This window comes from Streptomyces sp. x-19 (genome assembly GCF_046549115.1).
Taxonomy (GTDB): Bacteria; Actinomycetota; Actinomycetes; order Streptomycetales; family Streptomycetaceae; genus Streptomyces; species Streptomyces albulus_C.
The window spans coordinates 426167-451995 of sequence record NZ_JAJPWK010000003.1 but is presented as its reverse complement, the minus strand read 5'-3'; the positions used below and the strand labels follow the sequence as shown (position 1 = coordinate 451995).

Here is a 25829-nt window from a genome sequence, read left to right as displayed (position 1 = left end):
GGTGAGACGAGTCCCGTGCTGGTGGGAGCGGCCGCGGCCGCGGTGCGCCCGCCGTCGGGAGTCTAGACGCACAGTCGCCTCATATCGGGATGTTAGGGACCGGTGTGACGCGAGGGAGGAGGGGCACCCGGGAAGCCGTCGCCCGGGCCCGGAAGAGGGGCCGGAGGCGGTGTCCCAGGGGCGTCCGTGCGACGGGCCGGACGGCTCCGACCGCACGTCAGGACGGAGGCCCCCGAGCGTCTCCGGAAGCCCGGTCCGGGTGACGACGGAGACGCGCTGGGGAGCCGAGGCGGCGGCGGGAGCGCGGCGCGCACCGGCCGGCAGCGGGGGGAAGGGGAGCACGTGAGACCAGTGGGGGAGCGCGCGTTGGATCGTTGACACGGCCGTGCCGGGCGCTGAGGCTGAGGCGCACGGGTGATCGGGTCCCGCGACCGGGTCCCGTCGGCGGGGAGAAGGGGTACGCGCATGGCGGAGCACACCGGGCACGGGCGGAGCGCGGTCGTGATCGGTGGTGGACTCGCCGGGATGCTCGCGGTCACCGCGCTGCGGGGGCACTACGACGTGGTCACGGTCGTCGAACGGGACCGCTACCCCGCCGACCGGAGCTTCCGCAAGGGCGTCCCGCAAGCCCGCCACCTGCACATCCTCCTCAGCGGCGGACAGCGAGCCCTGGAGCGGCTGCTGCCCGGCACCCTCGCCGCGCTCACCGAGGCCGGGGCCCGCCGTCTCTACCTGCCGCGCGATCTGCTCACCCGTACGCCCACCGGCTGGCAGCGCCGGTTCGACGAGTGCCGGCATCCCACGCTGAGCGTCACCCGACCGGTCCTGGACGCCGTCGTCCGCGAACGGGCGTTGCGCGCCGCGGCGGCCGGCCCGGCCACCCGGGTCGAGGTGCTGGAGGCGACCGAGGCCGTCGGCCTCACCGGCGACGCCCGGCGGGTCACCGGCGTCACCGTCCGGGCCCGCAACGGCGACCGCAGCGCCGCCACCCGGGTGCTCCCCGCCGACCTGGTCGTCGACGCCTCCGGCCGGGGCTCCCGCACGCCCCGGTGGTACGCCGCACTCGGCCGGGAGGCGCCGCAGGAGGTGACCGTGGACTCCGGCCTCGCCTACGCCACCCGGATGTACCGCCCCGCCGCCGGGGGCGACGAGCCGGACGCCGGCGTCAACGTGCCCGGTTGGCCTGGGTGCCCGCGGGGCGCCGCCTACGTCCCCGTGGAGGGCGGCAACTGGCTGCTGACGCTGTCGGGGGTGCGCGGCCACCACCCGCCGACCGACGACGCGGAGTTCGCCGCGTTCAGCGCCACCATCGGCGACCCGTACGTCCACGAACTGCTCGCCCGCGCCGAACCGGTCTCGCCGGTGCACGGCTTCCGCGACACCTGCAACCGGCGCCGGCACTACGAGCGCCCCGGTGCCGTCCCGGACGGCTTCCTGGTCCTCGGCGACGCGAACTGCACCTTCAACCCGGTGTACGGGCAGGGCATGTCGGTGGCCGCGCTCGGCGCGGTGGCCCTGCGGGACACCCTCGACGCGGCTGGTGGGCCGGGGCCCGGGGTCCTCGCCCGGGCCCAGCGGGCGGTCGGCCGGGCTGCGGAACCGGCCTGGATGGCGGCGGTCGGCGCGGACCGTCCCTACGTCCGCGGCAACGCTGCCAAGGCGGGACTCGGCGAGCGGTTGACGACGTGGTACCTCGACCGCCTCGCCGCCCGGGCCGCCGTCGACCGCATCGTCGGCGCCGCCTTCCGGGACGTCTTCTGCCTCACCGCCCCGCCCTCCCGGCTGATGGCCCCGCGCGTGGTCCTGCGGACCGTCCTCCTGCCCCGCCTGCCGGGCCTGTCCCGGCCGCCGACCGCGGTGGAGCCGATCTGACCGCACGTCAGCCCGAGGTCCGAGGCCCCGCCCCGCGCCCCCGACCGACCGGGGCCCGGTGCCCCCGTGGCCGTCCTTGCGCAAGCCTCCGGCTCCCGGCGTCGTCGCGGGCCCCTCTTCACGGTCCTCGCGCGACGGACCCCGCGCATCCGACGGCGAATGCCGCTCCACCGGCGGATCGGCTGCCGGCCGGTCGGGGCCACCCGCGTCGTCGGGCTTGGCGCGGGGCGAGGTTTCGTGACGGGTGGGTCGGAGGAGAAAGCAGGGGCGGAAGGAGGCGCGGTGCCGGGGCGCGGGCCGGAGCACGCCGTGCGACGGACGTCCTGCGCCGCACGGCCGCGGCAGCTTCCGATTCACTCGAACGGATGCTTTCGGCTGGCGCGGCCGTTCACCCGGGCGTAGGGGCCCGCCCCCTGCCGTCACCGGCCGGTGCACCTGCCCGTCACCCGCACCGGGAATGCACCGACGGGCTGCGCCGTTGCCCCGAAGAGTGCCCGGTGCTGGTCCGTGTCGCCGCCCGGCGGCCCGGCGGTACCGGAACCCAGCGTTCGCGCGGTCCGTTCACTTCGCGACTGCCCCGACCATGGAGGTGCCGTGACCGCATCCCGTCCCCGTCCCACGCCCCTGTCCGCGCTGCGCCCCGCGGCGTTCGGCGCCGAGCCGACCGGGGAGCGACTGGTGCGGATGCGCAGATCCCCGCAGTTCGTCGACGGGCAGTTCCGCAATCCGGCACCCACCCGGCAACTGCTCCGGGGCGCGGCCCTGCCGATGGCTCGCACGCAGCTCAGCCGCGAGGGGCGTCTGCGGCGGGCGCCGGTGGGACGGATCCCGGTGCACCGCCCGACCGGCGAGGACTGGGGGCGCCCGCCGGCTTCCGGACTGCGGATCACCTGGATGGGACATTCCAGCGTGCTCGCCGAGATCGACGGGCAGCGGGTGCTCTTCGACCCGGTCTGGGGCGAGCGCTGCTCACCGTTCAGCTGGGCCGGGCCGAAGCGGATGCACCCGGTGCCGGTGGAGCTCGCGGACCTGGCCCCGGTCGACGTCGTGGTGATCTCGCACGACCACTACGACCACCTCGACATGCCCACCGTCAAGGGTCTGATGAGCTCCGGCGCGCGCTTCGTGGTGCCGCTCGGCATCGGCGCCGACCTGGAGTTCTGGGGCGTGCCCGCGGCCCGGATCACCGAACTGGACTGGCACGAGTCGACCCAGGTCGGCGGGCTCACCCTCACCGCGACGCCGGCCCAGCACTTCTGCGGCCGGGGGCTGCGCGGTGCCCAGCACACGCTCTGGGCCTCCTGGGTCGTCGCCGGACCCGAGCACCGCATCTACCACAGCGGTGACACCGGCTACTTCTCCGGATTCGCCGAGATCGGCGCGGCCCACGGCCCGTTCGACGCGACGATGGTCCAGATAGGGGCGTACTCCGACTTCTGGCCTGACATCCACATGACCCCGGAGGAGGGGATGCGGGCTCACCTGGACCTCCAGGGCGGGGAGCCGCGCGGGGTGCTGCTGCCGATCCACTGGGGGACCTTCAACCTTGCACCGCACCCGTGGGCCGAGCCCGCGGAGCGCACCGTCGCGGCAGCGCACCGGGCCGGCGCGGAGGTGGCGGTGCCGCCGCCGGGCCGGCCTTTCGAGCCCGCCGACGCGCAGGTCGTGGAGCCGTGGTGGCGGGCGGTGGCGGTGCCGCCGGTGCAGGGGTGGCCGAGCTGGCCGCCGGCGGGCCCGGAGGTGGCGCGGTCCGGTGCGGTCGTGGAAGGGGTGGCGGCCGCGGTCCCGGTCGAACTGCCGGAGTGAGGCGGGACCGGTGGTGCCGCTGAGGCGGCCGAGGCCGCCCCAACGGCGCTTTCCTGTACGGAGGTTCGGATCTTTTCGCACCTCCGTACGGGGCGTGCCTACCCACGGAGGTGGCGCGGGGTAGCGAAACCCCGAAGGGGGTCCGAACCCCACCCCCGCAACAACTAGCGTGCGTGCTCCGCGAACTGCCAACGGCCGATCCGGAGGGCGCCGATGCCTACCGCAACCCCGCCGAGGACCGAGACGTCCCTGGAGGCTCCCAGGTCCCATGGCGGCCGGCGCGGCCGGGCGGTTCCCTCGGAGCCGGTCACCGACGCCGCCATACGGTCCCGCCTGGTCCGGCTGGCCGCCGTCCCCGCTCTGCTGACGGCGGTGGTCTGCGCGGGCGTCACCGCGTTCGTGGTGCGCAGCGGCGGCGCCAGGCTCACCGGCCGCGAGTGGCCGGTGCTGGCCGGCGGCCTCGTCGCGGTCTGCGCCGTCGTCCTGGTCGGTGGCCTGGTCGCGAACGCCGAGGCGCGGGCCCTGGCACACCGCTGCGCGCGGCTGCGCCAGGTGTGCGCCCGCGCGCAGGCCGACATCGCCGACCTGCTCGACCGGGTGCGCAACGACGCATGGCTGCACGCGCGTGAGGAACGGGAGCCGTTCCCCGGGCCCGGCGGTGACCCGCTCGGGCAGCTCGCGCGGGAGGTCGCCGCCACCGGCCGGGCCGCCGAGGCCGCGCTCATCGAGGCGGTGGGGATCGTCCGCAGCGACGCCACCGGCAACGAGCAGAAGCTGGAGGTCTTCGTCAACCTGGCGCGGCGCCTGCAGTCCCTCGTGCACCGTCAGATCCTGACCCTCGACGAGATGGAGCACCAGGTCGAGGACCCGGACCTGCTCAAGGGCCTGTTCGTGATCGACCACCTGGCCACCCGGATCCGCCGGCACGCCGAGAACCTCGCCGTGCTCGGCGGTGCCATCACCCGCCGCCAGTGGACCCGTCCGATCACCCTGACCGAGGTGGTGCGTTCCTCGACCGCAGAGGTCGAGCAGTACACCCGGATCAAGCTGGTGTCGCCCTTCGAGGGCACCCTGCGCGGGCACGCGGTCGCCGACGTCGTGCACCTGCTCGCCGAACTCGTCGAGAACGCCACCGAGTTCTCCGACCCGGAGACCCCGGTCACGGTGCGGGCCCGGCACGTCACCGCCGGGCTCGCGGTGGAGATCGAGGACCGCGGTCTGGGCATGCCGGCGGAAGAGCAGGAGCAGATGAACCGGCTGCTCACCGACCCCGCACGGATCGACCTCACCCAACTGCTCGACGACGGCCGGATCGGCCTCTACGTGGTCTCCTCGCTCGCCCAGCGGCACGGCCTCGTGGTCCGGCTCCAGAGCAGCATCTACGGCGGCGTCCAGGCCGTCGTGATCGTGCCGCCGGAACTGCTCGGCGACGACTCCGCCGAGACCCGGGAGGAGTTCTCGGACGGCATGGAGGAGGACGAGGGGGCCCCACCGGTCCCGGCTGGCGGCCAACGGGCCTACGGCCACCGCCTCGACGGGCCCGCGGGGCGCCGCGCACCGGCCGCCGCCCCCCTCGCCGCCGCCGACGACCGTCTGGCCCGCGCGCTGCCGCCCGCCCCCGGGCGCACCGCCGGACCCGACGAGCCGCCGGCCCGCCGGCGCATCGTGCGCACCCCCGCCGCGACCACCATCGCCAGCGTCGAGGCCGCGGCGCTGACCCCGCAACACGGCGGCGGCGCACCTGACGGCCCGTCCGCCGGCGTGCCGTTCGGCGGGCATCCCGCCGACCCCGGTCCGGTGCTTCTGCCGCCCCCGCCGCCGCCTCTCGACGACGCCAGCCGCCCCCGACTGCCGCGCCGCGTCAAGCAGGCACACATCGCCCCGCAACTGCGCGACGTGCCGGCCCACCCGCCTCAGCGCACCGGCCCCGAACGCCTCCATGACCCGAACCTGATGGCCGCCTACCAGCGCGGTTTCAGCCGTGGCGACCCCAGCTACGCGGCCGGCCTCACCGCCGCCGGCCACCCCACCACCGCGCCTGCCACCACCCCGGGCCAGGACCGCGCACCCGGCAGCCGGCAAGACCCCGAACTGCTCCTTGCCCCCGATCACGACGCCCCGATGGCCCGCCCCCAAGGAGACGACCCCGACCATGGTGAGTGATGTGCGCGCGCAGACGACCGCGGAGTTCAGCGGCACCCAGCACACCGACCTTTCCTGGCTGCTGACCGGACTCGTCCAGCGAGTGCCGCACACCCGCAGCGCCGTCCTGCTCTCCGCCGACGGCCTCGTCAAGGCCGCGCACGGCTTCGAACCGGACGTCGCCGACCACATGGCGGCGCTCTCCTCCGGCCTGTACTCCCTGGCCCGCAGCGCCGGTTCCCGGTTCGGGGAGGGCAGCGACATCCTCCAGGTCGTCGTCGAGATGGAGCAGACCTTCCTGTTCGTCGCCGCCGCCGGTTCCGGCGCCTGCCTGGCCGTGCTGGCCGGCCGCGAGGCCGACGCGGGGGTGCTCGGCTACGAGATGGGGATGCTGGTCAAGAGCGTCCGGCCGTACGTGTCGACGCCTGCGCGCCATCACGTCCCGGCGGGTGGCCGTTGACCGTGGCCCTGCCGCGCCGGCAGCGGTCGTGCGGGCCGGACGCGCCGTGGATCGACGAGGTGGCGGGCCGGCTGGTCCGCCCCTTCACCGTCAGCAGGGGCCGTACCCGGCCCACGGCCGACTTCGACCTGATGACCATGGTGCGGGCGACCGGCCGGCGACCCGCCGGCCTCCAAGGCCCCGACTACGACCGGGTCCTGGGGCTGTGCGGCGGGCCCGTCCCGGTCGCCGAGGTCGCCGCGCACCTCAGGCAGCCCGCCGCGGTGACCAAGGTGCTCCTCGCCGACCTCGTCGACTGCGGGGCGCTCACCGCGCGGACCCCTCCGGCCCTCTCGGCCGGGTCCGCACCCCGTACCGACCGTGCCCTGCTGGAGGCCGTGCTGCATGGACTTCGTCAACGACTCTGACGCCCGGCTCCCGGAGCGTCCCGCGCCCGACTCCTTCCCGATCGCGCTGAAGGTCCTGGTCGCGGGCGGCTTCGGCGTCGGCAAGACCACCTTCGTCGGTGCGGTCAGCGAGATCGCACCGCTCAGCACCGAGGAGCTCATCACCCAGCTCAGTGCCGGCACCGACGACCTGGCGGGTGTGGAGGACAAGACGACCACGACCGTCGCCCTGGACTTCGGCCGGATCACGCTCGGTCCGGAGCACGTCCTCTACCTCTTCGGGACGCCCGGGCAGCACCGCTTCTGGTTCCTGTGGGACGAGTTGTCCCGCGGCGCGCTGGGCGCGGTGGTGCTCGCCGACACCCGACGGCTGGACCAGTGCTTCGCCGCGGTCGACTTCTTCGAGGGGCGGGGCATCCAGTTCGTCGTCGCGGTCAACGAGTTCGACGGCGGACACCGCTACGCGGTCGCGGAGGTCCGCGCCGCCCTTGACCTCGCCCCGCGGGTCCCGGTCGTGCTCTGCGACGCCCGCCGGTGCGCCTCCGGCACCCAGGTCCTGGTGTCCCTCGTCGAACACCTGCTCAGCCCCGTCCGCACCGCCTCCCCGGAGCCGTCATGAACGTCCCCTCCGTCCGCTTCCCGTTCCCCTTCCGCCATCCGTCCTGGCGCTATCCGCAGTCCGAACTCCCGCACCTGACAGACGCCTTGACGCGTCGCCTGGTGATCACTCCGGAGGACCACGAGGCGCCGGCGCGGGTGGCCCGACTGCGCGAGCTGGGCATCGGCAAGAACCCGCTGCCCGCGTTCGACGACTTCGCCCGCAAGCTCGCCCGGACCACCAACACCCCTTTCGCGATGGTGAACTTCATCGACGAGCGCGAGCAGTACTTCGCCGGGCTCTACGCCCCCGACCTCGACACCTCCGTCGAACTGGGTCCGGCGCCGCCCAGTGGCCGCCCGGAGCGCGTCATGGCCCGGGACCACGGCTACTGCCCGTATGTCGTGGTGCGGCGCAAGGCCCTGGTGCTGGAGGACGTTTGCGACTATCCGCGGTTCGCCGGCAACCCCGTCGTCGACGGACTCGGCATCCGCACCTACCTCGGCGCTCCGCTGATCGACCGCACCGGCACGACCCTGGGCACCGTCTGCGTCGTCGACCGCGAGCCCCGGCCCTGGGGGCGCGAGGGGCTGCACACCATCAAGGCGTTCGCCGCCGAACTCGTCGAGCAGGTGCACGAGATGGAACGGCGGCAGCAGGAGGTCGACGCCTCCTGACGGGCACGCCCGTCCATGGTGGAGCCCCGTGCGGCCCGTACGACCGAGCGGGGCTCCCCTGCGGACGGGTGCGCACGCCGGCACCGACCGCTCAGGACACCCGGGCCAGCGCCTCGCGCCCGCCCGGCAGCGCCGCCTCCTCCTCCGGCCGTTCCACCGGGGCGGGGCGCAACAGCGCCGCCAACCGCTCCGACCACTCGCCCTTGCCCTGCCCCAGCGCGAGTTCGCCCAGCCGCAGCAGTTGCACGTCGGAGGTGCCGGCCGGCGCGAAGACGTGGTGCGCGTCGCGCAGGAAGCGCTCCACCGGACGGTCGGTGAACAACCCGCAGGCGGCGTGGACGTCCATCGCGTCCTGCGCGGACTCCAGTGCCGACTCCACGTTCACCAACTTGGCGTTCATCAGCTCCGCGTCGCACGGCAGCCCCTGGTCCAGCAGCTGCACCGCGTGGTACGCGGACAGCCGGGCGAGCAGCAGACGGGACTGGATCCGGCCCAACTTGAGCTTGACCGTGGGGAGTTCCGCGAGCGGCTCGCCGTAGCGCCGCCGCTCGGTGCAGAACGCCGTGGTCTCGTCCAGGACCGCCTGGTGGATGCCGAGCGAGACCGCGGTCAGGTTGGGCCGGCCGTAGAGCACGCTGGAGGAGTACGCCACGGACAGCCCGTCGCCCTCGCGGCCCAGCAGGTGCGTCGCCGGCACCCGGCAGTCGTCGAAGAACAGCTCGCCGAAGCCGAAGCCGTGCAGGCCCATCGCGGGCCGCTGCGGACCGACCCGGAGGCCGGGCGTGCCGGACTCGACGAGGAAGGCCGACAGGCCCCCCGAGCCCTCGCCGGTGCGGACCACCACCCCGTGCAGGTCGCCGATGTGGCTGTTGCCGACGTAGGTCTTGCGGCCGTTGAGGACGTAGTCGTCGCCGTCGCGCACGGCGGTGGAGGTCATGCCGAGCACGTGGCCGCCGGACTGCGGCTCGGTGACCGCGATGGTCGGGAGGCAGTCGCCCGAGGCGATCGCCGGCAGCCAGGTCTTCTTCTGCTCCTCGCTGCCGAAGTGGACGATCTTCGCGACGCCGAGCTGGGACGCCTGCACCATGGCGCCCATCGCGGCACTGACCCGGGACAGTTCCTCGATGATGACGGTCTTGGCGACGTGGCCGGCGCCCATCCCGCCGAGCGCGCGGTCCACCGTCGCGCCGATCCACCCCTGCCGGGCGATCAGCCGCGAGAGGTCGGGGCGGACGGTGCGGCTCGCCTCCATCTCGGCGATCCGGGGGCGGACCTCGTGCTCGGCGAAGTCCCGCACCCGACGTCGGAGTGCTTCATGCCGCTGGTCGATGAAGTAGCGATGCAAGACGGGCCCTCCTCCGCGAACCCCCGCGTGCCGACCGCTCCTTGCCTCGGGGCGACACGTGCGGTGCCGCCGAGATCGTATCGGAAATGATCTTGAACCTACCGCGTGCAATACCCGTTGGCATACCAGGTGCGGGTCGCGCAAAACGTCGACCAGGCGCATCCATACGCGCACTTGGAGTGCGTGAACGCGCCGCACAACCCCCGCTCGCGGAATGCCGGAACGCGCGGTTCCGGAGCGTCCCGGAACCGCGCCACCCCGCGCCTCCCGTCCCTCAGCGCCCGGTGTCGCAGCAGGACTCGCGGCGCTGCTGCCGGCCCACCGCCAACCAGTCGGTGCCCGCCGCCGCGCGGAGCGCCGGCCCGCCCGGCGCCGGGAACGACTCCACCAGCGCCCGCTGTTCGAACAGCCGCCCGCCCTTGAGCACCGCCGAGGTCCGCACCAGCGCACCGAGGTCGTGGAACGGATCGCCGTCCACCAGCACCATGTCGGCGAGCTTGCCCACCTCCAGCGTCCCGAGGTCCCGCTCGGCACCGAACACCCGGGCCGGCAGCACGGTCGCGGTGCGCAGCGCCTCGACGACGCTCAACCCGCCCCGGTGCAGCGCCCGCAGCGACAGGTGGAGCGAGAGGCCGACCGGCACCAGCGGCTGGTCGGTGCCCAGCGCCACCCACCCGCCGCCGTCCAGGATCCTTCGGTACACCCCCACCTCGGTGGCGATGTCCGCCAACTGCGCGGGCGTCGGCCGGCGCGCGGCGCCCTCCCGCACCACCGCACCGTCCCACGGCGGCATCAGCCGGCTCACCCGCACGTCCTCGGCCAGCGCCGGATCCTCGCCGATCAGCGGCGCCGACGAGAACGGCGTGGCCAGCATGTGCATCCCGCCGGCCGTGTAGACGTCCTCGACGTCCTGGTACGCGTGCCCCGAAGCCGACACCGCGTGCCCGAACTCCAGCCGTTGGGTGGCCTGGAGGTGGGTGGTCAGGTCCTGGCCCAACTGGACGCCGGGGCTGAGCAGATGGCTCCCCGAGCGCACCCCCAGCTCACCGTGGGCGAAGCGGGCCGCCTCCGCCATCACCCAACCCGGCGCCCGGACATAGGTCTTGACGAAGTCCCAGTCCAACGCCGCGCCCCGGGCCAGTGACCGGCGCAGCCCCGCCGCGGTGCGGTGCGCCCGACCCATGCTGTACGCCACCCGCCCGCCGTCCAGCAGCTCGCCGCAGGTCAGCAGCCGCGGACCGGCCAGCACCCCGGCGGCCAGCGCCTCCCGCAGCCGCGCCTGCTCGTACGAGAAGCCGCCGCAGGACACCGTGGTGGTGATGCCGTACGCCAGCTGCAACGCGGTCTGCCGCCCGCCGTACGTCGTCTGCCAGGGGTGGGTGTGCGCGTCCCACAGCCCCGGCAGCACGGTCCGTTCCGCGGCGTCCACCCGGCGGGCGGTGCCGGCGCGGGACGTCCGGTGCGGCTCGACGGCCGTGATCCGCCCGTCGCGGACCAGCACGTCGACGTCCTCCCGCACGGTGTCGCCGGTGCCGTCCCAGAACCGGCCGGCGTGCACCACGGTGTCCCGGGCGCGCGCCGGCCGCCGCTCCAGGGCGACCGGCACGGTCCGGGCCGGACCGCCGGACACCGGGACCAGTCGCAGCGTGCCCGCCGAGAGGTACAGCAGCGTCGTGGCGTCCCCGGACCACGACGGGTGGTCCGCGGCCTCCTCGGTCAACTGCCGTGCCGCACCGTCCGGCGTCCCGTCCGGCCGCACCGGCAGCACCCACAGCGCCGACTCGGCGATCAGCGCCAGCCACTTCCCGTCCGGCGACCACACCGGCCCCGAGTCGTAGCGGTCCGCGATCGAGACGTGCTCGGCCACCTGGTGGAGCCGGTCCTTCCCGGTCTCCGCGTCGACGATCCGGATGACGTTGTAGCCCTCGCGGAACCGGCGGTTGAGCCGGTTGCGGTCGCACAGCGCCAGGTACCTGCCGTCCGGCGACCAGCTGGGCCGCCCCGGCAGGCCGCCCGCCCCCATCGGCGCGGCCAGCGCCTTCTCCGCGCCGTCCGCCAGGTTCCGCACGACGAGGTTGCCCATCATGTCCAGCGCCGCCAGCCGCGAGCCGTCCGGCGACAGCGCCGGCTGCACCCGCCCGCCGGAGGCCAGCACCGTCTCCGCACCCGAGTCCAGCTCCCGCCGGCGCACCGCGAACAGCCCGTCCCGGTCGTCGGCGTACACCAGCGCCCGGCCGTCCCGCGACCAACTCGGTGCGAGCACGTAGCGGGTGGGTGCGGCGGCGGTGATCCGGCGCGGTGCGCCGCCACCGGAAGTGGGCGCCAGCCACAGGGAGTTGAGCGCCGCGAAGGCGACCCGGCGACCGTCCGGGGAGAGCGCCGGCAGGTGGATGCCGCGGACCGGCCCGCCGGCGGTCCGCTCGAAGCCGTAGTCCTTGACGCGGTACCGTGGACGGTCCAGGGGCAGCCGCGCGGCGAACGGGATGGTCTCGACCCGCTGCGGGGCGTCGGGCCGGACGATCCGGAACTGGCCCCCGACCGTCACCAGCAGCGCGTCCCGCGACACCCAGCGCGGTGGCACCGGCTCCACGTCCCCGTCCACCGCCACCGCCGCGCCGTCCACCACCAGCGTGCAGGTCGGTCCGGGCGCCTCGGTGGTCCGCAGGTACGCCAACCGCCCCGCGGGGGACAGCGCGGGCACCATCACCTGCGCCACGGCGGTCTCGGTGTGCTCGGTGCGCACCGCGCCCCGCCCGTCGGCCGGCACCGACGCCACCGTCCGCGAGACCAGCGCCGTGCTGTCCAGCCGGCCGCGCACGAACACGATCCGGGCGCCGTCCGGCGACCAGCAGGGGTCGAAGTCCTCCCAGGCGCCGGTCTGGTGGGGGCCGTCCTGATCGGGGAGCCCGGTCACCCGGGTGAGCCGCCCGGACGCCACCTCCAGGACCCATAACCGGTACGGGCTGCCGGTCACCGGGTCGCCGCCGCGCTCCGAGGCGAACGCGAGCCGGGTCCCGTCGGGCGACCAGGCCGGCCCCTGGTCGTCCCACGGGCCGTCGGTGACCTGCGTCAGGCCCGAGCCGTCCGGGGCCAGCGTCCACAGGTGGAAGTTCCCGCCCCGGTAGGCGCAGACCGCGATCCGGCGGCCGTCGGGGGAGTGCACCGGACGGGTGGGCTCCAGGTCGGGCGGGGTCAGCGCCCGCGCGTCGCCACCGGCCCGGGGCAGCGACCACAGGACGTTCTGCACCTCGGCGACCAGCCGGTCGCCGGACGGTGCGAGGGAGGCGGCGCCGTTGGTGGCGGCGGTGAAGGACAGCGCCGCGGGCGTACCGGCCGCGACGCCCGGCAGGGGCGCGGCCGTGGCGGGCGATGCGGCCACGCCCGCCAGGCCGGCCGCGGCGGCGGCCGAGGCGGTGCCCTGGAGGAACCTGCGGCGGGAGAGCGGCGAACGGGGGGACGGAACGTGCTCGGGGCGGTCTGCGGTGTCCAACGTTCCTCCTGCGAAAGGGGGTTGCGGCACAGTGCCGGCACAGAACCGACCGATCGTGTCACGCCGGGCCGGCCGCGGACCATCTCCACCACGCGCGCCCCGTGGCCAACCACTGCCCCACGGTTCAGAGTGGGCGCGACCGACGATCCGTCAGCCCCGGGAGAGCACCATGCAGCAGGACGTCCACCAGGCCCCCGACGGCGCCCGCATCGCCACCTACACCTGGCTACCGGAGAGCGGCACCCCGCGCGCCCTGGTCCAGATCGCCCACGGGGCCGCCGAACACGCCCGCCGCTACGCCCGCTTCGCCCGCTTCCTGACCGGTCACGGCTACGCTGTCGTCGCCTCCGACCACCGCGGCCACGGCGCCACCGCCGCCTCCACCGGCGGCCGCGGGGTCACCGGCGAGGACGCCTGGCGGGCCACCGTCGGCGACCTCAAGGGCATCGGCGACCGCGCGGCCGCCGCCCACCCGGGCCTGCCCCTCGTCCTCCTCGGCCACAGCATGGGGGCGATGCTGGCCCGCGACTACGCCCAGGAGTACGGCGCCGACCTCGCCGGACTCCTCCTCACCGGCGTCTTCCGCACCCTGCCCGGCCTCGACGTCGACACCGCCGCGGCCGCACTGGAGGCGGAGATCGCCGCGGACGGCCGGGCCCACCTCTCCCCGTTCCTGCCGCGCGTCTTCGGCTCCTTCAACGACGCGTTCACGCACCGCACCGGCTACGAATGGCTCTCCCGCGACACCGCCGAGGTCGACCGGTACGTCGCCGACGCGGACTGCGGCTTCCCGTTCGGCGCCGGCCTGGCCCTGGACTGGGTCCGCGCCGTCCGGAAGGTCAACGACCCCGCCCACCTGGCGCGCATCCCCCGCGGCCTGCCGATCCACGTCGCGGTCGGCGACCAGGACCCCTGCCACCAACGGATGACCCTGGTCCACGAACTCCTGGAGGACTTCCGCTACCTCGGGATCCGCGACCTGACCTGGCGCGGCTACCCGGGCGCCCGCCACGAGATCCTCAACGAGACCAACCGCGACGAGGTCCAGGGCGATCTGCTGGCCTGGCTCGACGCGCACCTCTGACCGCCGGGTGCGCACCAGCTGCGGAAGGCGCCGGTCCGGGCCCGCAGGCTCCGCGGGGCCCGGACCGGCGACCCGGGTCCGCGGCGGCCGGACCTCAGACCTGGCCCGGCTTGAAGGCGTCCTGCTCGATGAGGAGCTTGTCGATCCGGGCCTTGTCCACCCGGTTGGTCACCTCCGTGGCCTCCTGCTTGTCGCGGACGCACTTGGCCAGGGTGAACGCCGACGAGACCACGAAGACCAGCCCCAGCCCGAGGAACCCGCGCTCCCAGGCGCCCACCGGGAGCTTGAGGATCCCGATCACCAGGGCCACCAGCGACAGGCCGAACGAGAGCGCGGCCTGCACGAAGAAAGCCGTGGTCGTCGGCCGCTGAATCGTTGGAGTACTCATGCGCGTAGCGTGGCGGCACGGTGACGCCGCCGCATGAGTACGGGTACTCATCCCGGCCACGCCCGCCGCCCGCTCCGTCGCCCACCCCGGCCGGAAATGGCGACGCGCACCCTCTGACTTGGGGTATTGTTCTCGTGCACGACCACTCGGGGAGATCCCCGCAGGATCGGGCAACGGGACGTGGCGCAGCTTGGTAGCGCACTTGACTGGGGGTCAAGGGGTCGCAGGTTCAAATCCTGTCGTCCCGACTTACGGAAACGTGAGTCAGAGGCCGTGTCGGATTCACCGACACGGCCTCTTCTCGTTGTTCCCCGGCGTTCGCGGCATCCCCGGCGTCTCTGGCATCCCTGGCGTTCGCGGGTCGTTTCCCGCGCTCCGGGGTGCCTCCGGAGTCCGCCCTCTGTGCGTCCGCTCCCTCCCGCCCCCGCCTGCTGCCCCCTCTCGCCCCAGACGCCCCGACCGTTGCACGCACAGTTGTTTTCTCCTCACTCAACTCGCGGTTAAGTTCGACCTTCCTCACTGTCCGTATGTGGACTGGTGCGGCCTGTTCCCTGCGTGTCAGGATGGGGACGTAACTTCGACGGCCTTAACTGCGCGTTGGGCCGGCCTGACGGACGGGGGAATGGCAGTGGGGGGCGACAGCCGGCCCAAGGGGGAGGGCAGCGTGCTCGCGGAGCGGCTCAACCACCTCTTCGCGCACATGCACCCACCGGGCGCTCCGTACACCAACGCCCACGTCGCGGACGAGATCAGCCGCGGGGTGGCGGAGTACGGCGGCGTCAAGGTCACCGAGCAGTACCTGTCGATGCTGCGCAACGGGCGGCGGACCAACCCGGGTCCCGAACTCCTGCGCGCACTGGCGAAGTTCTTCGCCGTACCGGTCGGGTACCTACTGGGGGACCTCTCCCAGCCGCAGGCCGCGCGGGTGGAGGAGGAGGTCCGGTTCCTCGCCGCCATGCGGGACCAGCGGGTGCGCGCCATCGCGCTGCGCTCGGTCGGGCTGCCCCCGGAAGTGCAGGACAGCCTGACGACGATCATCTCCCAGTTCCGCCGGCAGATGAACCTGCCGGACGGCCCGCCGGAGCAGGGTGGTGATCGGCGTGGCGCACGGCCCGATACGGACCGCTGAGCGCGACCGGATCTTCACTACCTGGCGGCGGGCCGGACACGAGGACGGGACGAGCATGCGAGTGGGGCAGATGCGCAGGCGGTGCAAGCAACTCATCAAGGAGTTGCAGTTGCCCGCCTCGACCGATCTGCGGGGGATCTGCGACGTCGTCGCGGCGCGGGTGGCACGGCCCGTCCACCTCGTGCCGATGAGCCTGGGCGGCGTGGTCTCCGGGATGACCGCCACCACCGACGACGGCTACTGGGTCTTCTACGAACTCAAGACCTCCCCCTGGCACCAGATCCACATCGTGCTGCACGAACTCAGCCACCTCCTCCTCGGGCACGCCCAGGACCCGGCCGTCACCGAGGACGCGCTGCGGATCTGGACCCCCTCCGTCGACGTCGCCACCGCCATGCAGCGGATGGGCCTGACCATGGGCTTCGCCCGCCACCACGGCTACGACAACCTCGCCGAGCGGGAGACCGAGGTGCTCGGGACGCTCCTGATGGAGCACGTGGTGCCCGCCGCCGCGGAACGGGAACTCCCGCTGGAGGGACCCGCCGCCGAGGTCGCGGCCGCGCTGGGCCCCGCGCTCCAGCACATCCGCCGCCAACAGGAGGCGGCCGGACCCGCGGGAGGCCCCGGTGTTTGACGTCGTCTACCTCTGCTTCGCGGCCGCCGCCTGGGCGTTGGTGGCCTACAAGGCGGTCGCGTGGTTCCGGGACCGCCGCAACACCGACCTGGGTCTCGCCTGCCTGATGACCGGCGGCGTGGCCACCGTCTTCCTCTTCTCCGCGCCCAGCCTCTACCGGGGATTCGACCGGCTGGTCGGCGTCGCCAACCTCGCCATGGTCTTCCTCTACTCCTCCGTCATGGTCTTCGCCGCCGGGGCGCTGGTGCTGCTGCTCCGCTGGACGACCGGTGAGGGCGAGGCGGCCCGGGCCAGGGCGCGGAGCAGGGCGCGGGCCGTGGTCGCCGCGGTGGCGTTCCTGTGGGCGGTGGCCGTCACCGGCTTCGCCGTCGGCCGCCCGGACGCCGTCGAACACCCCCGCGACTTCAGCACCGCGTACGCCGACGCCCCCGGCGTGATGGTCTTCCTGGTGCTGTATCTGGCCATCTTCGGGGCGAGCCTGGCGGGGCTGGGGACGCTCTGTCCGCGCTACGCCGCCCGGGTCGGCGCCTCGTGGCTGGCCCGCGGGCTGCGGGTGCTGGCCGCGGGCTGTTGGCTCGGCCTGCTCTATTGCGCCTGCAAGGTCATCGGCTTCGTGCTGTCGTGGACCGGGCACCCCGCGCCCTGGCTCTCCAACGGCGTCGCCCCGCTCAGCGCCTCGGTCGCCGCGATCCTGGTACTCGTGGGCTTCAGCCTGCCCGCGGCCGGCCCGCGCGCCGCGGCCTGGCGCCGATTGCGCCGCCTGACGCCGCTCTGGCGGACCGTCACCGCACAGGCCCCGGAGGTCACCATGGACGGTTCGCGGTGGACCGGCCGCTGGCCCTTCGCCGACCTGGAATGGCGCGCCAACCGCCAGATGGCCGAGATCCGCGACGTGCAGCGCGGCCTGCGCCGGCACGTCGAGTCCGACGCCATCGACATCGTCCTCGAACGCGCCCGTGCCGTCTCGCTGGACGACCGGCAACTGGCCGCGGTCGCCGAGGCGGCGGCCCTGCGGCGCGGCCTGGAGAACCGCGCGGTCGGTCACGTCCCGGATCACGGCGCCGACAGCGTGGTGGTCGCCGAAGGTCGACAGGCCGCCCGACTCTCCTCCGAATACGAGCACTTGGCGCTGGTCGCGGACGTCTACCGCTCGCCGCTGATCGAGACCGTGCTCACCGAGTTGCGACAGCGCAGCGCCACCGCGCACAGCTGATCGCAACACCACAGACGGGTGGCCCGGTACGGGGGTCCGGGCCTCCCGCACCGCGCACGGCGGCACCGGCCCATGTGGCCGGTGCCGCCCGGCGCCCCGTCCCCGGTGATCTAGGCTCGGGCGCCATGCAGAACACCGCCGAGACCGGCCCCGTAGCACCCCTCGACACCACCGCCCTCCTGGACGACCCGTACGCCGCCTACGCCGCGCTCCGCGAAGCGGGCCCGGTGCACCGGATCACCGGCACCGACGGGCAGCCCGCCTGGCTGGTCACCCGCTACGACGACGTCCGCAGCGCGCTGGCCGACCCCCGGCTCTCGCTCGACAGGCGGCACGCCACACCGGGCAACTACCGCGGTTTCTCACTGCCGCCCGCCCTCGACGCGAACCTGCTCAACATGGATCCGCCGGACCACACCCGGATCCGCCGGCTGGTCGTCAAGGCGTTCACCCCGGGCCGCATCGAGGCGCTCCGGGCTCCCGTGCAGCGCATCGCCGACGATCTGCTGGACGCCATGGCCGCACGGGGCCGCGCGGAACTCGTCACCGACTACGCCGGACCGCTGCCGATCACCGTCATCTGCGATCTGCTCGGCATCCCCGTCGAGCGCCGGCGCGACTTCCTGGCCTGGTCGGACGCGCTGATCACGCCCGACCCCAGCCGTCCCCAGGCGATGAAGGAGGCGATCGGCGCGATGCTGGAGTTCTACACCGGGCTGATCGCCGCCAAGCGCGCCGAGCCCGGTGACGACCTGCTCTCGGACCTGATCGCGGTCCGCGACGACACCGCGGACGAGCCGGCCGGCGACCGCCTCAGCGAGGACGAACTGACCTCGCTCGCCTTCCTGATCCTCTTCGCCGGCTACGAGAACACCGTCCAGCTCATCGGCAACGCCGTCCTCGCCCTCCTCGACCACCCCGAGAGGCTCGCTGCGTTGCGCCGAAATCCGGCCGAACTGGCGCCCGCCGTCGAGGAGTTCCTGCGGTACGACACCCCGGCCTCCCTGGCCATCCGCCGCTTCCCCGTCGAGGACCTGGACATCGGTGGCGTCCGCATCCCGGCCGGCGAGAGCGTGCTGCTCTCGATCGCTTCCGCGAACCGCGACCCCGAGCGGTTCCCCGACCCGGACCGGTTGGACCCGACCCGCGAGCTCTCCGGCCACCTCGCCCTGGGACACGGTATCCACTACTGCCTGGGCGCACCGCTGGCCCGCATGGAGGCGGAGATCGCCATCGGCACCCTCATCAGCCGCTTTCCCGAGCTGCGCCTCGACGTGGCCCGGGACGAAGTACGGCACCGTCGGACCATCCGGGCGCGTGGCCTGATTTCGCTGCCCGTGGCCTGGTAATCCGGGAACGCACAAGTTTTTGATGCGTAACCGTTCAGTCATGCGGTAGAAAAGTGCTGTGACCCGCCCGGTGTGCATCCCCCGTCGCACCGGGCGGGTCCTTCTTTGCGAGTGCGCACATCGGCGACACGCCGGGCGCAGCACCCTTCGGTGGCCCGTCTGGCGCATCCGCGCTGCGCCCGCCGCCGCCCCTCCTTAGCGTGACCCCATGGCATTTGACGCGCTTGTGTCCAAGAAGGCCGGTGCGCTGGCACTCATCGCCGCCGCCGGAGTGTCCCTGAGCCCGATACCGGCCGATGCCCGTCCCGCAGCACCGACGGGACGTCAGGCCGCGGCCCCCGCCCGGAAACTGCCCGGCGGCCTCAGCGCCCTCGCCTGGATGGTCGCCGACGCCGACACCGGCAAGGTGCTGGCCGGCCGGAACCAGCACCGCAGACTCGCCCCCGCCAGCACCCTGAAGACCCTCTTCGCCGTCACGGTGCTGCCCAAGTTCTCGTCCGGCAAGGTGCGCCAGGTCAGCGCCGGCGACCTCGCCGGACTCGGCTCCGGCAGCAGCGTCGTCGGCGTCCGCCAGGGCCAGCGCTACACCGTCGCCGACCTGTGGCGCGGTGTCTTCCTGCGCTCCGGCAACGACGCGGTGCACGTCCTCGCCGCCATGAACGGCGGCTGGTCGGCCACCGCCCAGGAGATGCAGCAGACCGCCCGCCGGCTCGGCGCCCGCGACACCACGGTCAAGTCGCCGGACGGCTACGACACCCCCGGGCAGGTGTCCTCCGCGTTCGACCTGACGGTCTTCGCCCGCGCCGGCCTCGCCAACGCGGACTTCGCCCGCTACTGCTCCACCACCCGCGCCGGGTTCCCGGCGGCCGGCGGGGGCACCCTGCAGATCGAGAACACCAACCGGATGCTGGTCGGCTCGCACGGCCTGCCCCGGTACCCCGGCATCATCGGCGTGAAGAACGGCTACACCAGCAAAGCCGGCAACACCCTGATCGCCGCCGCCCGCCGCCACGGCCACACCCTGATCGCCACCGTGCTCAACCCCCAGTCGGGCGAGGCCAACGGCGTCTACAAGGAGGCGAGCGCCCTGCTGGACTGGGGCTTCAACACCGTGACGGGCCCCGAACCGGTCAGCCGCAGCGAGTCCGACGACGAGGAGTGACGCCGCTCCCCGCCGCCGGCCCGCCACACCGGCGGGCTCCCCGGCCGAGCGCCTACCGGGCGCGCAGTCGGGGAGCCTCCCCGGTGGCCGAGACCGGACCGGCCGCCCCGTCCTGGGGAGTTCCGGCCAGCCGACCGATCAGCTCCCGTGCCCAGGCCGTCAGCCCGTCGACGTCGATGCCGTACGGGGCGGCACCGGCGTACCGGGCCAGCGCCGCCGCACCCCGCCCCAGCAACGCCGCACCCCCGGTGGCGTTGCCGCGTGCCGCGTGCGTGAGCCCCACGGCCAGCTGCGCCAGACCGCGCCACAGTTCCCGCTCGGACTCCGGCGCGGCCTTCCATGTGTCCTCCAGGACCTCGTGGGCGTGGAACGGCATCCCGGCGTCCAACAGTCGCTGCGCCTCGGCCAGCGCTGCGTCGGGCGTGCGGTCCACCCCCTCGGGCTGCCGGGCGACGCCCGGTGCCCCATAGGGCAGCGGACGGCCCAGGCCGTCCCGGGGGCGGGCGTTGCGGGCCCGGCCCTGTTCGTCGCGGTCGCGGGCGCGGGAGGCCGGGGCGCCGCCCTCCTCGTGCCGGGTGGGGTCTGGGTGGTCCTCTGGGGCGTTCACCCTTCGATTGTGCGTCGTGGGTCGTCGTGCCGTCGCCGCGGGGCCGCGGCGGGGTCAGGGTGCGAGGACCGGGGACGACGCGTCCGGCACGCGCAGCGACGGCGTGCCGGAGCCGTCCGCCGGGACGGTCCAGACGTCGCTCGGCCGCCCGTCCCGACCGGGCAGCGCGTACGCCAGGGTGTGGTCGTCGAGCCAGGCGGCCTGGTCGTCCACGCTGCGGGTCTCGGCGACCGGATGTTCGTGCCGGGTGCGCAGGTCCAGGACGGACAGCCGCCACGGATCGGGACGGACGTGCGGGTGGAGGACGACGTGGTGGCGTAGGAGTCGCCGGTGGCGAACATCGTCCAGGCCGGCATCCGTCCGGAGGCCGAGACCCGGGCCCGGTTGGGGATGCCGGTGAGGGCGATCCGGCGTCGTTCGCGGAGCCGGTCGTCCAGGACGACCGCGTACGACCTGGGCGGGATGCCGGGCCGCCGCTGGAGGCAGAGGCCGGTGCCGCCGGCCGCGTGGCAGCGCTCGCACGCGGGCCCGCCGGTCGCCCGCCGGTCGTCGCCCGGCGCCGTGCCGCGCCCGCCCGGTGTCCGGGCCGGCACACTGGCCACCCGACCGGCGCCGGCGCCCGTGCTGCGGAAGTAGAGCCGCCCGTGGTCGAGGCCGAACGCCGAGACGGTGTCGGTCGGTTGGGTGCGCCGGGTGGCGGCGACGGTGTAGCCGACGGCGACGGTGGCCAGCAGCGCGCCGGCGACCGTCACGGCGAGGGCCCGGTGCGGCATTAATTGTCAGGAACTTTCCTCACGTGGCCGTGCGCGGTCCCGGCGGTGGCCCTCACTCCCCCAACTGCACCTCGTAGAAGCAGAGATGATCCTTGATCTCCGCCACCCCGGCGTGCGGCTCGGGGTAGGCCCACACGAGGTCCTCGGGGCCCTGTTCGAGCGACCAGTAGGAAGCGGTGCCCTTGAACGGGCAGACGGTGTGGGTCGCGGACGGCGTCAGCAGGTCGGTGCGGACGTCCTCCGGCGGCAGGTAGTACCGCACCGGACAGCCGGTCTCCAGGAGCAGCAGCGGTCGCCGGCTCTCGGCGAGCAACTGCCCGTTCACCACGACCCGGACGTGTGCGGTGCCCTGCTTGATCTCGATGCGGTGGCCTTGCGTGGACATGACCTTGATCTCCGTTCGCGTGTCGGACGGCTACCCGCTCAGGGTCGCATCCGGGACGGGTTCAGGGTGATCCCTGAGGCCGGCGCGCCCCGAGAGCGGCACAGCGGCGACCTCCTGCCGTCCGCGTTCCCGCGCCGCAGCATCACCCACCTGCTGAACCACACCAGCGGCCTGCCCGACGAGGCGCGCGACGGCGCTCCGGACCTCTCCACCCCGAGGGCATCGCTCGGCACCGCTACGACAGCGCCACGACAGATGGACCCCGCGGCAACTGGTGTCCCTGGTCTCGCACGGCCCGATGACGTTCGCCCCCGGCAGCAAGCAGGAGTACCGCGGGATCAACTACGTGCTCCTCGCGCTGCTGATCGAGCGCCTGACCGGCCGTCACCACAAGGTGTCGTCGGCGAGGCCGCTGTCCGCGACGAGGAGGTCGGCGGTCTCGGTGACGGCCGCGTCCGGGAGATTCCGGTGCAGATGGCAGGCGTGCTCGGCCAGGTTCCGTTCGATCCTGGCCGGCAGCTCGCGCGGGTGGCGAAGAGAGGGGTGCACATGACGCATGATCAGTGACCAGAACACCGCCGCGGCCGAGGGGCAATGCCATTTCGGGCCGGTGCCCGGCCGCGCGGGCCGGGCACCGACCCGTGGGCCGACGGTCAGGTGCCGACCGGGCGGATCCCGCGGCCGGCCCAGTCCGGCGCCGGGGTGGTGAGGGCGGCCAGCTGGTCGCGGGCGGCGTCGGGGAACGGGACGGCGGACCCCTGTTGCTGGTCGACGTGGAGCAGGAAGAGCTCCTCGGTGGCCACCGGGGCGCCGTTGGGAGCGCCCGCGGGATCGCAGCGGTACATCTCGTGGACCACGCGGAGCTTCTTGGCGGCCGCGCCGAGCACCGTGGTGCGGACGGCCAGTTGGCTGCCGCGGGGGACCTCGTCGAGATAGCGGACGTGGGCCTCGACGGTGTAGAGCGAGCAGCCCGTGCGCTCCCGGTACGCGGCGTCGAGACCGCACGCGTCCATCAGGGCGTCGGTGGCGAAGCCGAAGACCAGGACGTAGTACGCCTCGCTGAGGTGGCCGTTGTAGTCGATCCAGTCCTCCTGGACGACCTGGCGGAAGAGGGGGAGGGGGAGGGGAGCGGGGCCCCCGGCCGGCGGCGTGGACGGAGCGGGGGCCATCAGGCGGCGCTCCCGGGCGCGTGGGGGCGCTGGCCGGGGACGGCCGGGTCCGGGGCGGCGGCCCGCTCGCTCCGGGGGAGGCGGCCGGTGGCGCGGAGGACGTCGATGACGCCCTGATCGCGTTCGGCCACCAGGTCGGCGTAGGTGCGGTCCCCGGCGGCGGTCGCGCAGCCGTCGACCATGGCGTCCCGGAGCTCACGGTCCAGTTCGGGGGCCTCCAGGCGGGTCCAGGGGGACTTCAAGGAGGGGCCGAAGTGGTCGAGCATGTGGGCCATGCCGCCCTCGCCGCCGGCGAGGGCGAACGTCAGGCAGGGGCCCATGAACGCCCACCGCAGGCCCGGCCCTTCGGTGATCGAGGCGTCGATGTCCTCGACCGTGGCCTCGCCGTTGGCGACCATGTGCAGTGCCTCGCGCCATAGTGCCTCCTGGAGGCGGTTGGCGATGAAGCCGGGCAGTTCGCGGTCCATGGTGATGACCGACTTGCCGGCGACGTCGTAGAAGCGGGAGGCCCACGCCACCGCCGCGGCGTCGGTGTGCGTGCCGCCGACGACCTCGACGAGCGGGATGAGGTACGGCGGGTTGAAGGGGTGGCCGACGACCAGGCGGGACGGGTCGGCCGCCGTGGTCTGCATGTCGGTCATCGGGTAGCCGGAGGTGGAGGAGGCGATGACCACGCCGGGGCGCGCGGCGGCGTCCAGCTCGGCGAGGAGCGAACGCTTCAACTCCAGCTTCTCCGGGGCGCTCTCCTGCACGAAGTCGGCGTCGGCGACGGCCTCGGCGAGGGTCGGGGCGACCGTCAGCCGGTCCGGGGAGGCGCCGTCGGCGAGCCCCAGTTGTTCCAGGGCGGGCCAGGCGGCGGACACCAGGCGGCGGAGCTTGTCCTCGGCGTCGTCGGCGGGGTCCCAGGCGGTCACGTCGTAGCCGCGGGCGAGGAAGTGGGCGACCCAGCCGCCGCCTATGACGCCGGCGCCGATGCAGGCCACGCGGCGGACGGCCTCGGGGGTGGTGGAGGGGGTGAAGGGCATGGGGTGCTGCCTCCTGGGCGGGAGTTCGCGCAACGGATCGGGGCGGTTGCGGGGCGTCGGTGTGGCGGTTGCTCGTGGCGGTCTCAGCCGCGGGGCTTCAGGCCGAGGCGGGCGCGGGCCTGGTCCGGGGTGGCCACGGTGGAGCCGAGGAGTTCGGTGATCTGGACGGCGCGCTCGACGAGTTGGGCGTTGGTGGCCTTGACGCCGCGGCTCAGGTAGAGGTTGTCCTCCAGGCCGACGCGGACGTTGCCGCCGAGCAGGATGGACTGGGCGACCCAGGGCATCTGCATCCGGCCCAGCGCGAAGCTCGCCCACTGGGCGCCCTCGGGCAGCATGTTCACCATCGACTGCAGGACCCCGGGGTCGGCCGGGGCGCCCCACGGCACGCCCATGCAGAGCTGGAAGACGCTGGGGTCGTCCAGCAGGCCCTCGGCGAGCAGCTGCTTGGCGAACCACAGCTGGCCGGTGTCGAAGATCTCCAACTCCGGCCGGACGCCGAGCTCCTGGATCCGCTTGGCGCCGGCGCGCAGCATGTCAGGCGTGGAGACGTAGAGCGTGGAGCCGTCGCCGAAGTTGAGGGAACCGCAGTCCAGGGTGCAGATGTCGGGGAGCAGGTCCTCGACGTGCGGGAGCCGTTCCAGGCCGCTGACCAGGTCGGTGCCGGGCAGCTGGGTGAGCGGGCGCTCCGGGTCGATGACCAGGTCGCCGCCCATGCCGGCGGTGAGGTTGATGACGACGTCGGTGCCGGTCTGCTTGATGCGGTCGACGACCTCGGCGTACAGGCGGGGGTCGCGGGACGGGGCGCCGGTCTCGGGGTCGCGGACGTGGATGTGCACCACCGCGGCGCCCGCGGCGGCCGCCTCGACGGCGGACTGTGCGATCTGCTCGGGCGTCACGGGGACGTGCGGGGAGCGGCGGACGGTGTCACCGGCGCCGGTGAGCGCGCAGGTGATGATGACGTCGCTGGTGGGGGTGGTCATGGGGTCCCTTCGGGTCGGATGAGTGGACGTGCAGGGGCGGCGAGCGAACGGGGGACGGGGCACGCACCGTCGCGGGGCGCGCGGGGTCATCGGCAGGGGCGGTGGCCGCCCGGTCGCGCGGTCGTCAGGGGCGGTGCGCGTCGAGTTCGTTCTCCACGAACGTCAGCAGGGCGGCGTGCATGGTGTCGGGGCTGGTGCTGTCCGGGGCGGTGGCCAGCACCTGGGTGGCCAGGCCGTCGATGAGGGCGGTGAGCCTCAGGGCGGTCACGTCCGGGTCGACGGGACGGAAGACGCCCTGCTCGGTGCCGCGCCGGAGGACGTCGGCGACGGTGGTGCGCCACTGCCGGTAGTAGTGCTCGTGGAGTCGTCCCACGGCGGTGTCGCGGGCGGCCTGCGCCCACAGGTCCAGCCAGACCAGCCACTGCCGGCGCTGCTGCGCGGTGCGCGGCGTCTGCAGGGCGATCAGGTGCAGGAGTTCGGTGCGGGCGTCGGGGGCGGCGGCCAGTCCGGCCGCGCGGCGGTCGGTGTCCTCGTCCATGCACCAGCGGACGGCGGCTTCCAGGAGTTCGTCGCGGCCGGGGAAGTGGTAGTGGACGGCGGCCGGGCTGGTGCCGCAGGCGGCGGCGATGTCGGCGACCCGCACGGCGTGGAAGCCGTGCTCGGCGATCAGCCGGACGGTCTCCCGGACGATCTGGAGCGGCCGGCCGCCCTCGGGGACCGCGGCCGGCTCGCGCTCCGGCGGCGCCGCGGGGCGTTCCGGGGCGCCCAGCAGCCAGCCGGTGTCCACTCCGCCCAGGTCGGCGATGCGGACGATCTCGGCGAGGGCGAACCGTCGGGTGCCGCCCAGGGACCGGGAGAGCTTGGAGGGGTCCATCACGATCCGGCGGGCGAATTCCCGGTGGCTGCACCCGAGCCGTGCGATCACCTGCCGGACGCGGTCGGTGACGTGTCCGGCGTCGTCGGCGATCCGGTCCCCGGGGTCTGCGTTCATGGCCGGGGACGCTAACAGGGTGTTGAGAACATCGCAACGCCGTCAGTGGTCGATCGTAGGGAAAAGTCCTGTTCTGTGGGTATCTTCCGGGCGGTGTTGTGGGATTACTGAGCCTTGAGTCAGTGGTGTTGCGGAGGGGGTGGGTGGATCCGCCGGCAGGCGCG

23 protein-coding genes, 1 tRNA gene and 1 pseudogene are annotated in these 25829 nt (G+C 74.0%); 14 read left to right on the top strand and 11 right to left on the bottom strand.

Annotated elements, in window-relative coordinates:
• The first annotated feature begins 465 nt into the window (after positions 1 to 465).
• The 7 genes from ACLJT4_RS10655 to ACLJT4_RS10625 all read left to right on the top strand — a co-directional run bounded on the left by ACLJT4_RS10655 (position 466) and on the right by ACLJT4_RS10625 (position 7941).
• The gene (locus ACLJT4_RS10655) at positions 466 to 1872 is read left to right on the top strand and encodes an NAD(P)/FAD-dependent oxidoreductase (protein ID WP_411122049.1); all 1407 of its coding nucleotides are present in this window, start codon (positions 466 to 468) and stop codon (positions 1870 to 1872) included.
• A 594-nt stretch (positions 1873 to 2466) separates the two neighbouring features.
• Positions 2467 to 3678 (top strand): MBL fold metallo-hydrolase, encoded by a 1212-nt coding sequence (locus ACLJT4_RS10650; protein WP_411122048.1) that lies wholly within the window; start codon positions 2467 to 2469, stop codon positions 3676 to 3678.
• Between the two features lie 213 nt (positions 3679 to 3891).
• Entirely contained in the window at positions 3892 to 5841 is a 1950-nt protein-coding gene (locus tag ACLJT4_RS10645; RefSeq protein WP_411122047.1) for an ATP-binding protein, read from the top strand.
• Entirely contained in the window at positions 5831 to 6280 is a 450-nt protein-coding gene (locus ACLJT4_RS10640; protein ID WP_411122046.1) for a roadblock/LC7 domain-containing protein, read from the top strand. Before ACLJT4_RS10645 ends, ACLJT4_RS10640 begins: the two co-directional genes overlap by 11 nt.
• The gene (locus tag ACLJT4_RS10635; protein ID WP_411122045.1) at positions 6277 to 6687 is read left to right on the top strand and encodes a DUF742 domain-containing protein; all 411 of its coding nucleotides are present in this window, start codon (positions 6277 to 6279) and stop codon (positions 6685 to 6687) included. Before ACLJT4_RS10640 ends, ACLJT4_RS10635 begins: the two co-directional genes overlap by 4 nt.
• Positions 6665 to 7285 carry a GTP-binding protein gene (locus ACLJT4_RS10630; protein ID WP_411122044.1) on the top strand — a complete coding sequence of 207 codons (621 nt, stop codon included), beginning with the start codon at positions 6665 to 6667 and terminating at the stop codon, positions 7283 to 7285. Before ACLJT4_RS10635 ends, ACLJT4_RS10630 begins: the two co-directional genes overlap by 23 nt.
• Positions 7282 to 7941, top strand: a complete 660-nt coding sequence (locus tag ACLJT4_RS10625; protein ID WP_411122043.1) for a GAF domain-containing protein — start codon at positions 7282 to 7284, stop codon at positions 7939 to 7941. Before ACLJT4_RS10630 ends, ACLJT4_RS10625 begins: the two co-directional genes overlap by 4 nt.
• 91 nt (positions 7942 to 8032) lie before the next feature.
• Here ACLJT4_RS10625 and ACLJT4_RS10620 read toward each other — a convergent pair whose 3' ends face one another.
• Both ACLJT4_RS10620 and ACLJT4_RS10615 read right to left on the bottom strand, forming a co-directional pair.
• Positions 8033 to 9286, bottom strand: coding sequence for an acyl-CoA dehydrogenase family protein (locus ACLJT4_RS10620; RefSeq protein WP_411122042.1), 1254 nt, complete (start codon positions 9284 to 9286; stop codon positions 8033 to 8035).
• Positions 9287 to 9560: 274 nt separating this feature from the next.
• Positions 9561 to 12776 (bottom strand): amidohydrolase family protein, encoded by a 3216-nt coding sequence (locus tag ACLJT4_RS10615; protein WP_411122041.1) that lies wholly within the window; start codon positions 12774 to 12776, stop codon positions 9561 to 9563.
• Between the two features lie 169 nt (positions 12777 to 12945).
• On the opposite strand from ACLJT4_RS10615, the gene ACLJT4_RS10610 reads away from it, so the two are divergent.
• Positions 12946 to 13860, top strand: a complete 915-nt coding sequence (locus ACLJT4_RS10610) for an alpha/beta fold hydrolase (protein ID WP_411122040.1) — start codon at positions 12946 to 12948, stop codon at positions 13858 to 13860.
• A gap of 94 nt (positions 13861 to 13954) precedes the next feature.
• Here ACLJT4_RS10610 and ACLJT4_RS10605 read toward each other — a convergent pair whose 3' ends face one another.
• A complete protein-coding gene (locus tag ACLJT4_RS10605) occupies positions 13955 to 14248 on the bottom strand; it encodes a YiaA/YiaB family inner membrane protein (protein WP_411122039.1) in 294 nt (97 codons plus the stop codon).
• 174 nt (positions 14249 to 14422) lie between these two features.
• Between ACLJT4_RS10605 and ACLJT4_RS10600 the strand changes: the two genes are divergently transcribed.
• The 6 genes from ACLJT4_RS10600 to ACLJT4_RS10575 all read left to right on the top strand — a co-directional run bounded on the left by ACLJT4_RS10600 (position 14423) and on the right by ACLJT4_RS10575 (position 19735).
• A tRNA-Pro gene (locus ACLJT4_RS10600) sits at positions 14423 to 14496 on the top strand.
• Between the two features lie 374 nt (positions 14497 to 14870).
• Positions 14871 to 15377, top strand: a complete 507-nt coding sequence (locus ACLJT4_RS10595; protein ID WP_275461847.1) for a helix-turn-helix domain-containing protein — start codon at positions 14871 to 14873, stop codon at positions 15375 to 15377.
• A 61-nt stretch (positions 15378 to 15438) separates the two neighbouring features.
• Positions 15439 to 16011: a hypothetical protein gene (locus ACLJT4_RS10590; RefSeq protein WP_411122354.1), complete on the top strand. Its 573-nt coding sequence runs from the start codon at positions 15439 to 15441 to the stop codon at positions 16009 to 16011.
• The gene (locus ACLJT4_RS10585; protein ID WP_411122038.1) at positions 16004 to 17224 is read left to right on the top strand and encodes an MAB_1171c family putative transporter; all 1221 of its coding nucleotides are present in this window, start codon (positions 16004 to 16006) and stop codon (positions 17222 to 17224) included. The genes ACLJT4_RS10590 and ACLJT4_RS10585 overlap by 8 nt, the downstream gene beginning before the upstream one ends.
• A 125-nt stretch (positions 17225 to 17349) precedes the next feature.
• Complete coding sequence (locus ACLJT4_RS10580; protein WP_411122037.1) at positions 17350 to 18573, top strand: cytochrome P450 family protein; 1224 nt, start codon at positions 17350 to 17352, stop codon at positions 18571 to 18573.
• A 208-nt stretch (positions 18574 to 18781) separates the two neighbouring features.
• The gene (locus tag ACLJT4_RS10575) at positions 18782 to 19735 is read left to right on the top strand and encodes a D-alanyl-D-alanine carboxypeptidase family protein (RefSeq protein ID WP_275461845.1); all 954 of its coding nucleotides are present in this window, start codon (positions 18782 to 18784) and stop codon (positions 19733 to 19735) included.
• 52 nt (positions 19736 to 19787) lie between these two features.
• Here ACLJT4_RS10575 and ACLJT4_RS10570 read toward each other — a convergent pair whose 3' ends face one another.
• The 8 genes and pseudogenes from ACLJT4_RS10570 to ACLJT4_RS10535 all read right to left on the bottom strand — a co-directional run bounded on the left by ACLJT4_RS10570 (position 19788) and on the right by ACLJT4_RS10535 (position 25665).
• Positions 19788 to 20342: a DUF309 domain-containing protein gene (locus tag ACLJT4_RS10570; RefSeq protein WP_411122036.1), complete on the bottom strand. Its 555-nt coding sequence runs from the start codon at positions 20340 to 20342 to the stop codon at positions 19788 to 19790.
• A 54-nt stretch (positions 20343 to 20396) separates the two neighbouring features.
• Positions 20397 to 20555 carry a hypothetical protein gene (locus tag ACLJT4_RS10565; RefSeq protein WP_411122035.1) on the bottom strand — a complete coding sequence of 53 codons (159 nt, stop codon included), beginning with the start codon at positions 20553 to 20555 and terminating at the stop codon, positions 20397 to 20399.
• Between the two features lie 612 nt (positions 20556 to 21167).
• Entirely contained in the window at positions 21168 to 21500 is a 333-nt protein-coding gene (locus ACLJT4_RS10560; protein ID WP_411122034.1) for a DUF427 domain-containing protein, read from the bottom strand.
• A 393-nt stretch (positions 21501 to 21893) separates the two neighbouring features.
• Positions 21894 to 22007: pseudogene (locus ACLJT4_RS10555) on the bottom strand (GNAT family N-acetyltransferase); the annotation flags it as partial.
• A gap of 146 nt (positions 22008 to 22153) precedes the next feature.
• Positions 22154 to 22669 carry a thioesterase family protein gene (locus ACLJT4_RS10550; RefSeq protein ID WP_411122033.1) on the bottom strand — a complete coding sequence of 172 codons (516 nt, stop codon included), beginning with the start codon at positions 22667 to 22669 and terminating at the stop codon, positions 22154 to 22156.
• Positions 22669 to 23694 carry a 3-hydroxyacyl-CoA dehydrogenase NAD-binding domain-containing protein gene (locus ACLJT4_RS10545; RefSeq protein ID WP_411122032.1) on the bottom strand — a complete coding sequence of 342 codons (1026 nt, stop codon included), beginning with the start codon at positions 23692 to 23694 and terminating at the stop codon, positions 22669 to 22671. Before ACLJT4_RS10545 ends, ACLJT4_RS10550 begins: the two co-directional genes overlap by 1 nt.
• 83 nt (positions 23695 to 23777) lie before the next feature.
• Positions 23778 to 24674, bottom strand: coding sequence for a 3-keto-5-aminohexanoate cleavage protein (locus ACLJT4_RS10540; protein ID WP_038523433.1), 897 nt, complete (start codon positions 24672 to 24674; stop codon positions 23778 to 23780).
• Between the two features lie 124 nt (positions 24675 to 24798).
• Positions 24799 to 25665 (bottom strand): TetR family transcriptional regulator C-terminal domain-containing protein, encoded by an 867-nt coding sequence (locus ACLJT4_RS10535; protein ID WP_411122031.1) that lies wholly within the window; start codon positions 25663 to 25665, stop codon positions 24799 to 24801.
• Between the last annotated feature and the right edge of the window lie 164 nt (positions 25666 to 25829).

Bases quoted from the DNA above. Each gene is read 5' to 3' on its own strand.
- ACLJT4_RS10655 (WP_411122049.1), top strand. From the start codon at position 466: ATGGCGGAGCACACCGGGCACGGGCGGAGCGCGGTCGTGATCGGTGGT.
- ACLJT4_RS10645 (WP_411122047.1), top strand. From the start codon at position 3,892: ATGCCTACCGCAACCCCGCCGAGGACCGAGACGTCCCTGGAGGCTCCC.
- ACLJT4_RS10640 (WP_411122046.1), top strand. From the start codon at position 5,831: ATGGTGAGTGATGTGCGCGCGCAGACGACCGCGGAGTTCAGCGGCACC.
- ACLJT4_RS10630 (WP_411122044.1), top strand. From the start codon at position 6,665: ATGGACTTCGTCAACGACTCTGACGCCCGGCTCCCGGAGCGTCCCGCG.
- ACLJT4_RS10625 (WP_411122043.1), top strand. From the start codon at position 7,282: ATGAACGTCCCCTCCGTCCGCTTCCCGTTCCCCTTCCGCCATCCGTCC.
- ACLJT4_RS10610 (WP_411122040.1), top strand. From the start codon at position 12,946: ATGCAGCAGGACGTCCACCAGGCCCCCGACGGCGCCCGCATCGCCACC.
- ACLJT4_RS10605 (WP_411122039.1), bottom strand. From the start codon at position 14,248: ATGAGTACTCCAACGATTCAGCGGCCGACGACCACGGCTTTCTTCGTG.
- ACLJT4_RS10595 (WP_275461847.1), top strand. From the start codon at position 14,871: ATGGCAGTGGGGGGCGACAGCCGGCCCAAGGGGGAGGGCAGCGTGCTC.
- ACLJT4_RS10580 (WP_411122037.1), top strand. From the start codon at position 17,350: ATGCAGAACACCGCCGAGACCGGCCCCGTAGCACCCCTCGACACCACC.
- ACLJT4_RS10575 (WP_275461845.1), top strand. From the start codon at position 18,782: ATGGCATTTGACGCGCTTGTGTCCAAGAAGGCCGGTGCGCTGGCACTC.
- ACLJT4_RS10560 (WP_411122034.1), bottom strand. From the start codon at position 21,500: ATGTCCACGCAAGGCCACCGCATCGAGATCAAGCAGGGCACCGCACAC.
- ACLJT4_RS10550 (WP_411122033.1), bottom strand. From the start codon at position 22,669: ATGGCCCCCGCTCCGTCCACGCCGCCGGCCGGGGGCCCCGCTCCCCTC.
- ACLJT4_RS10545 (WP_411122032.1), bottom strand. From the start codon at position 23,694: ATGCCCTTCACCCCCTCCACCACCCCCGAGGCCGTCCGCCGCGTGGCC.
- ACLJT4_RS10540 (WP_038523433.1), bottom strand. From the start codon at position 24,674: ATGACCACCCCCACCAGCGACGTCATCATCACCTGCGCGCTCACCGGC.
- ACLJT4_RS10535 (WP_411122031.1), bottom strand. From the start codon at position 25,665: ATGAACGCAGACCCCGGGGACCGGATCGCCGACGACGCCGGACACGTC.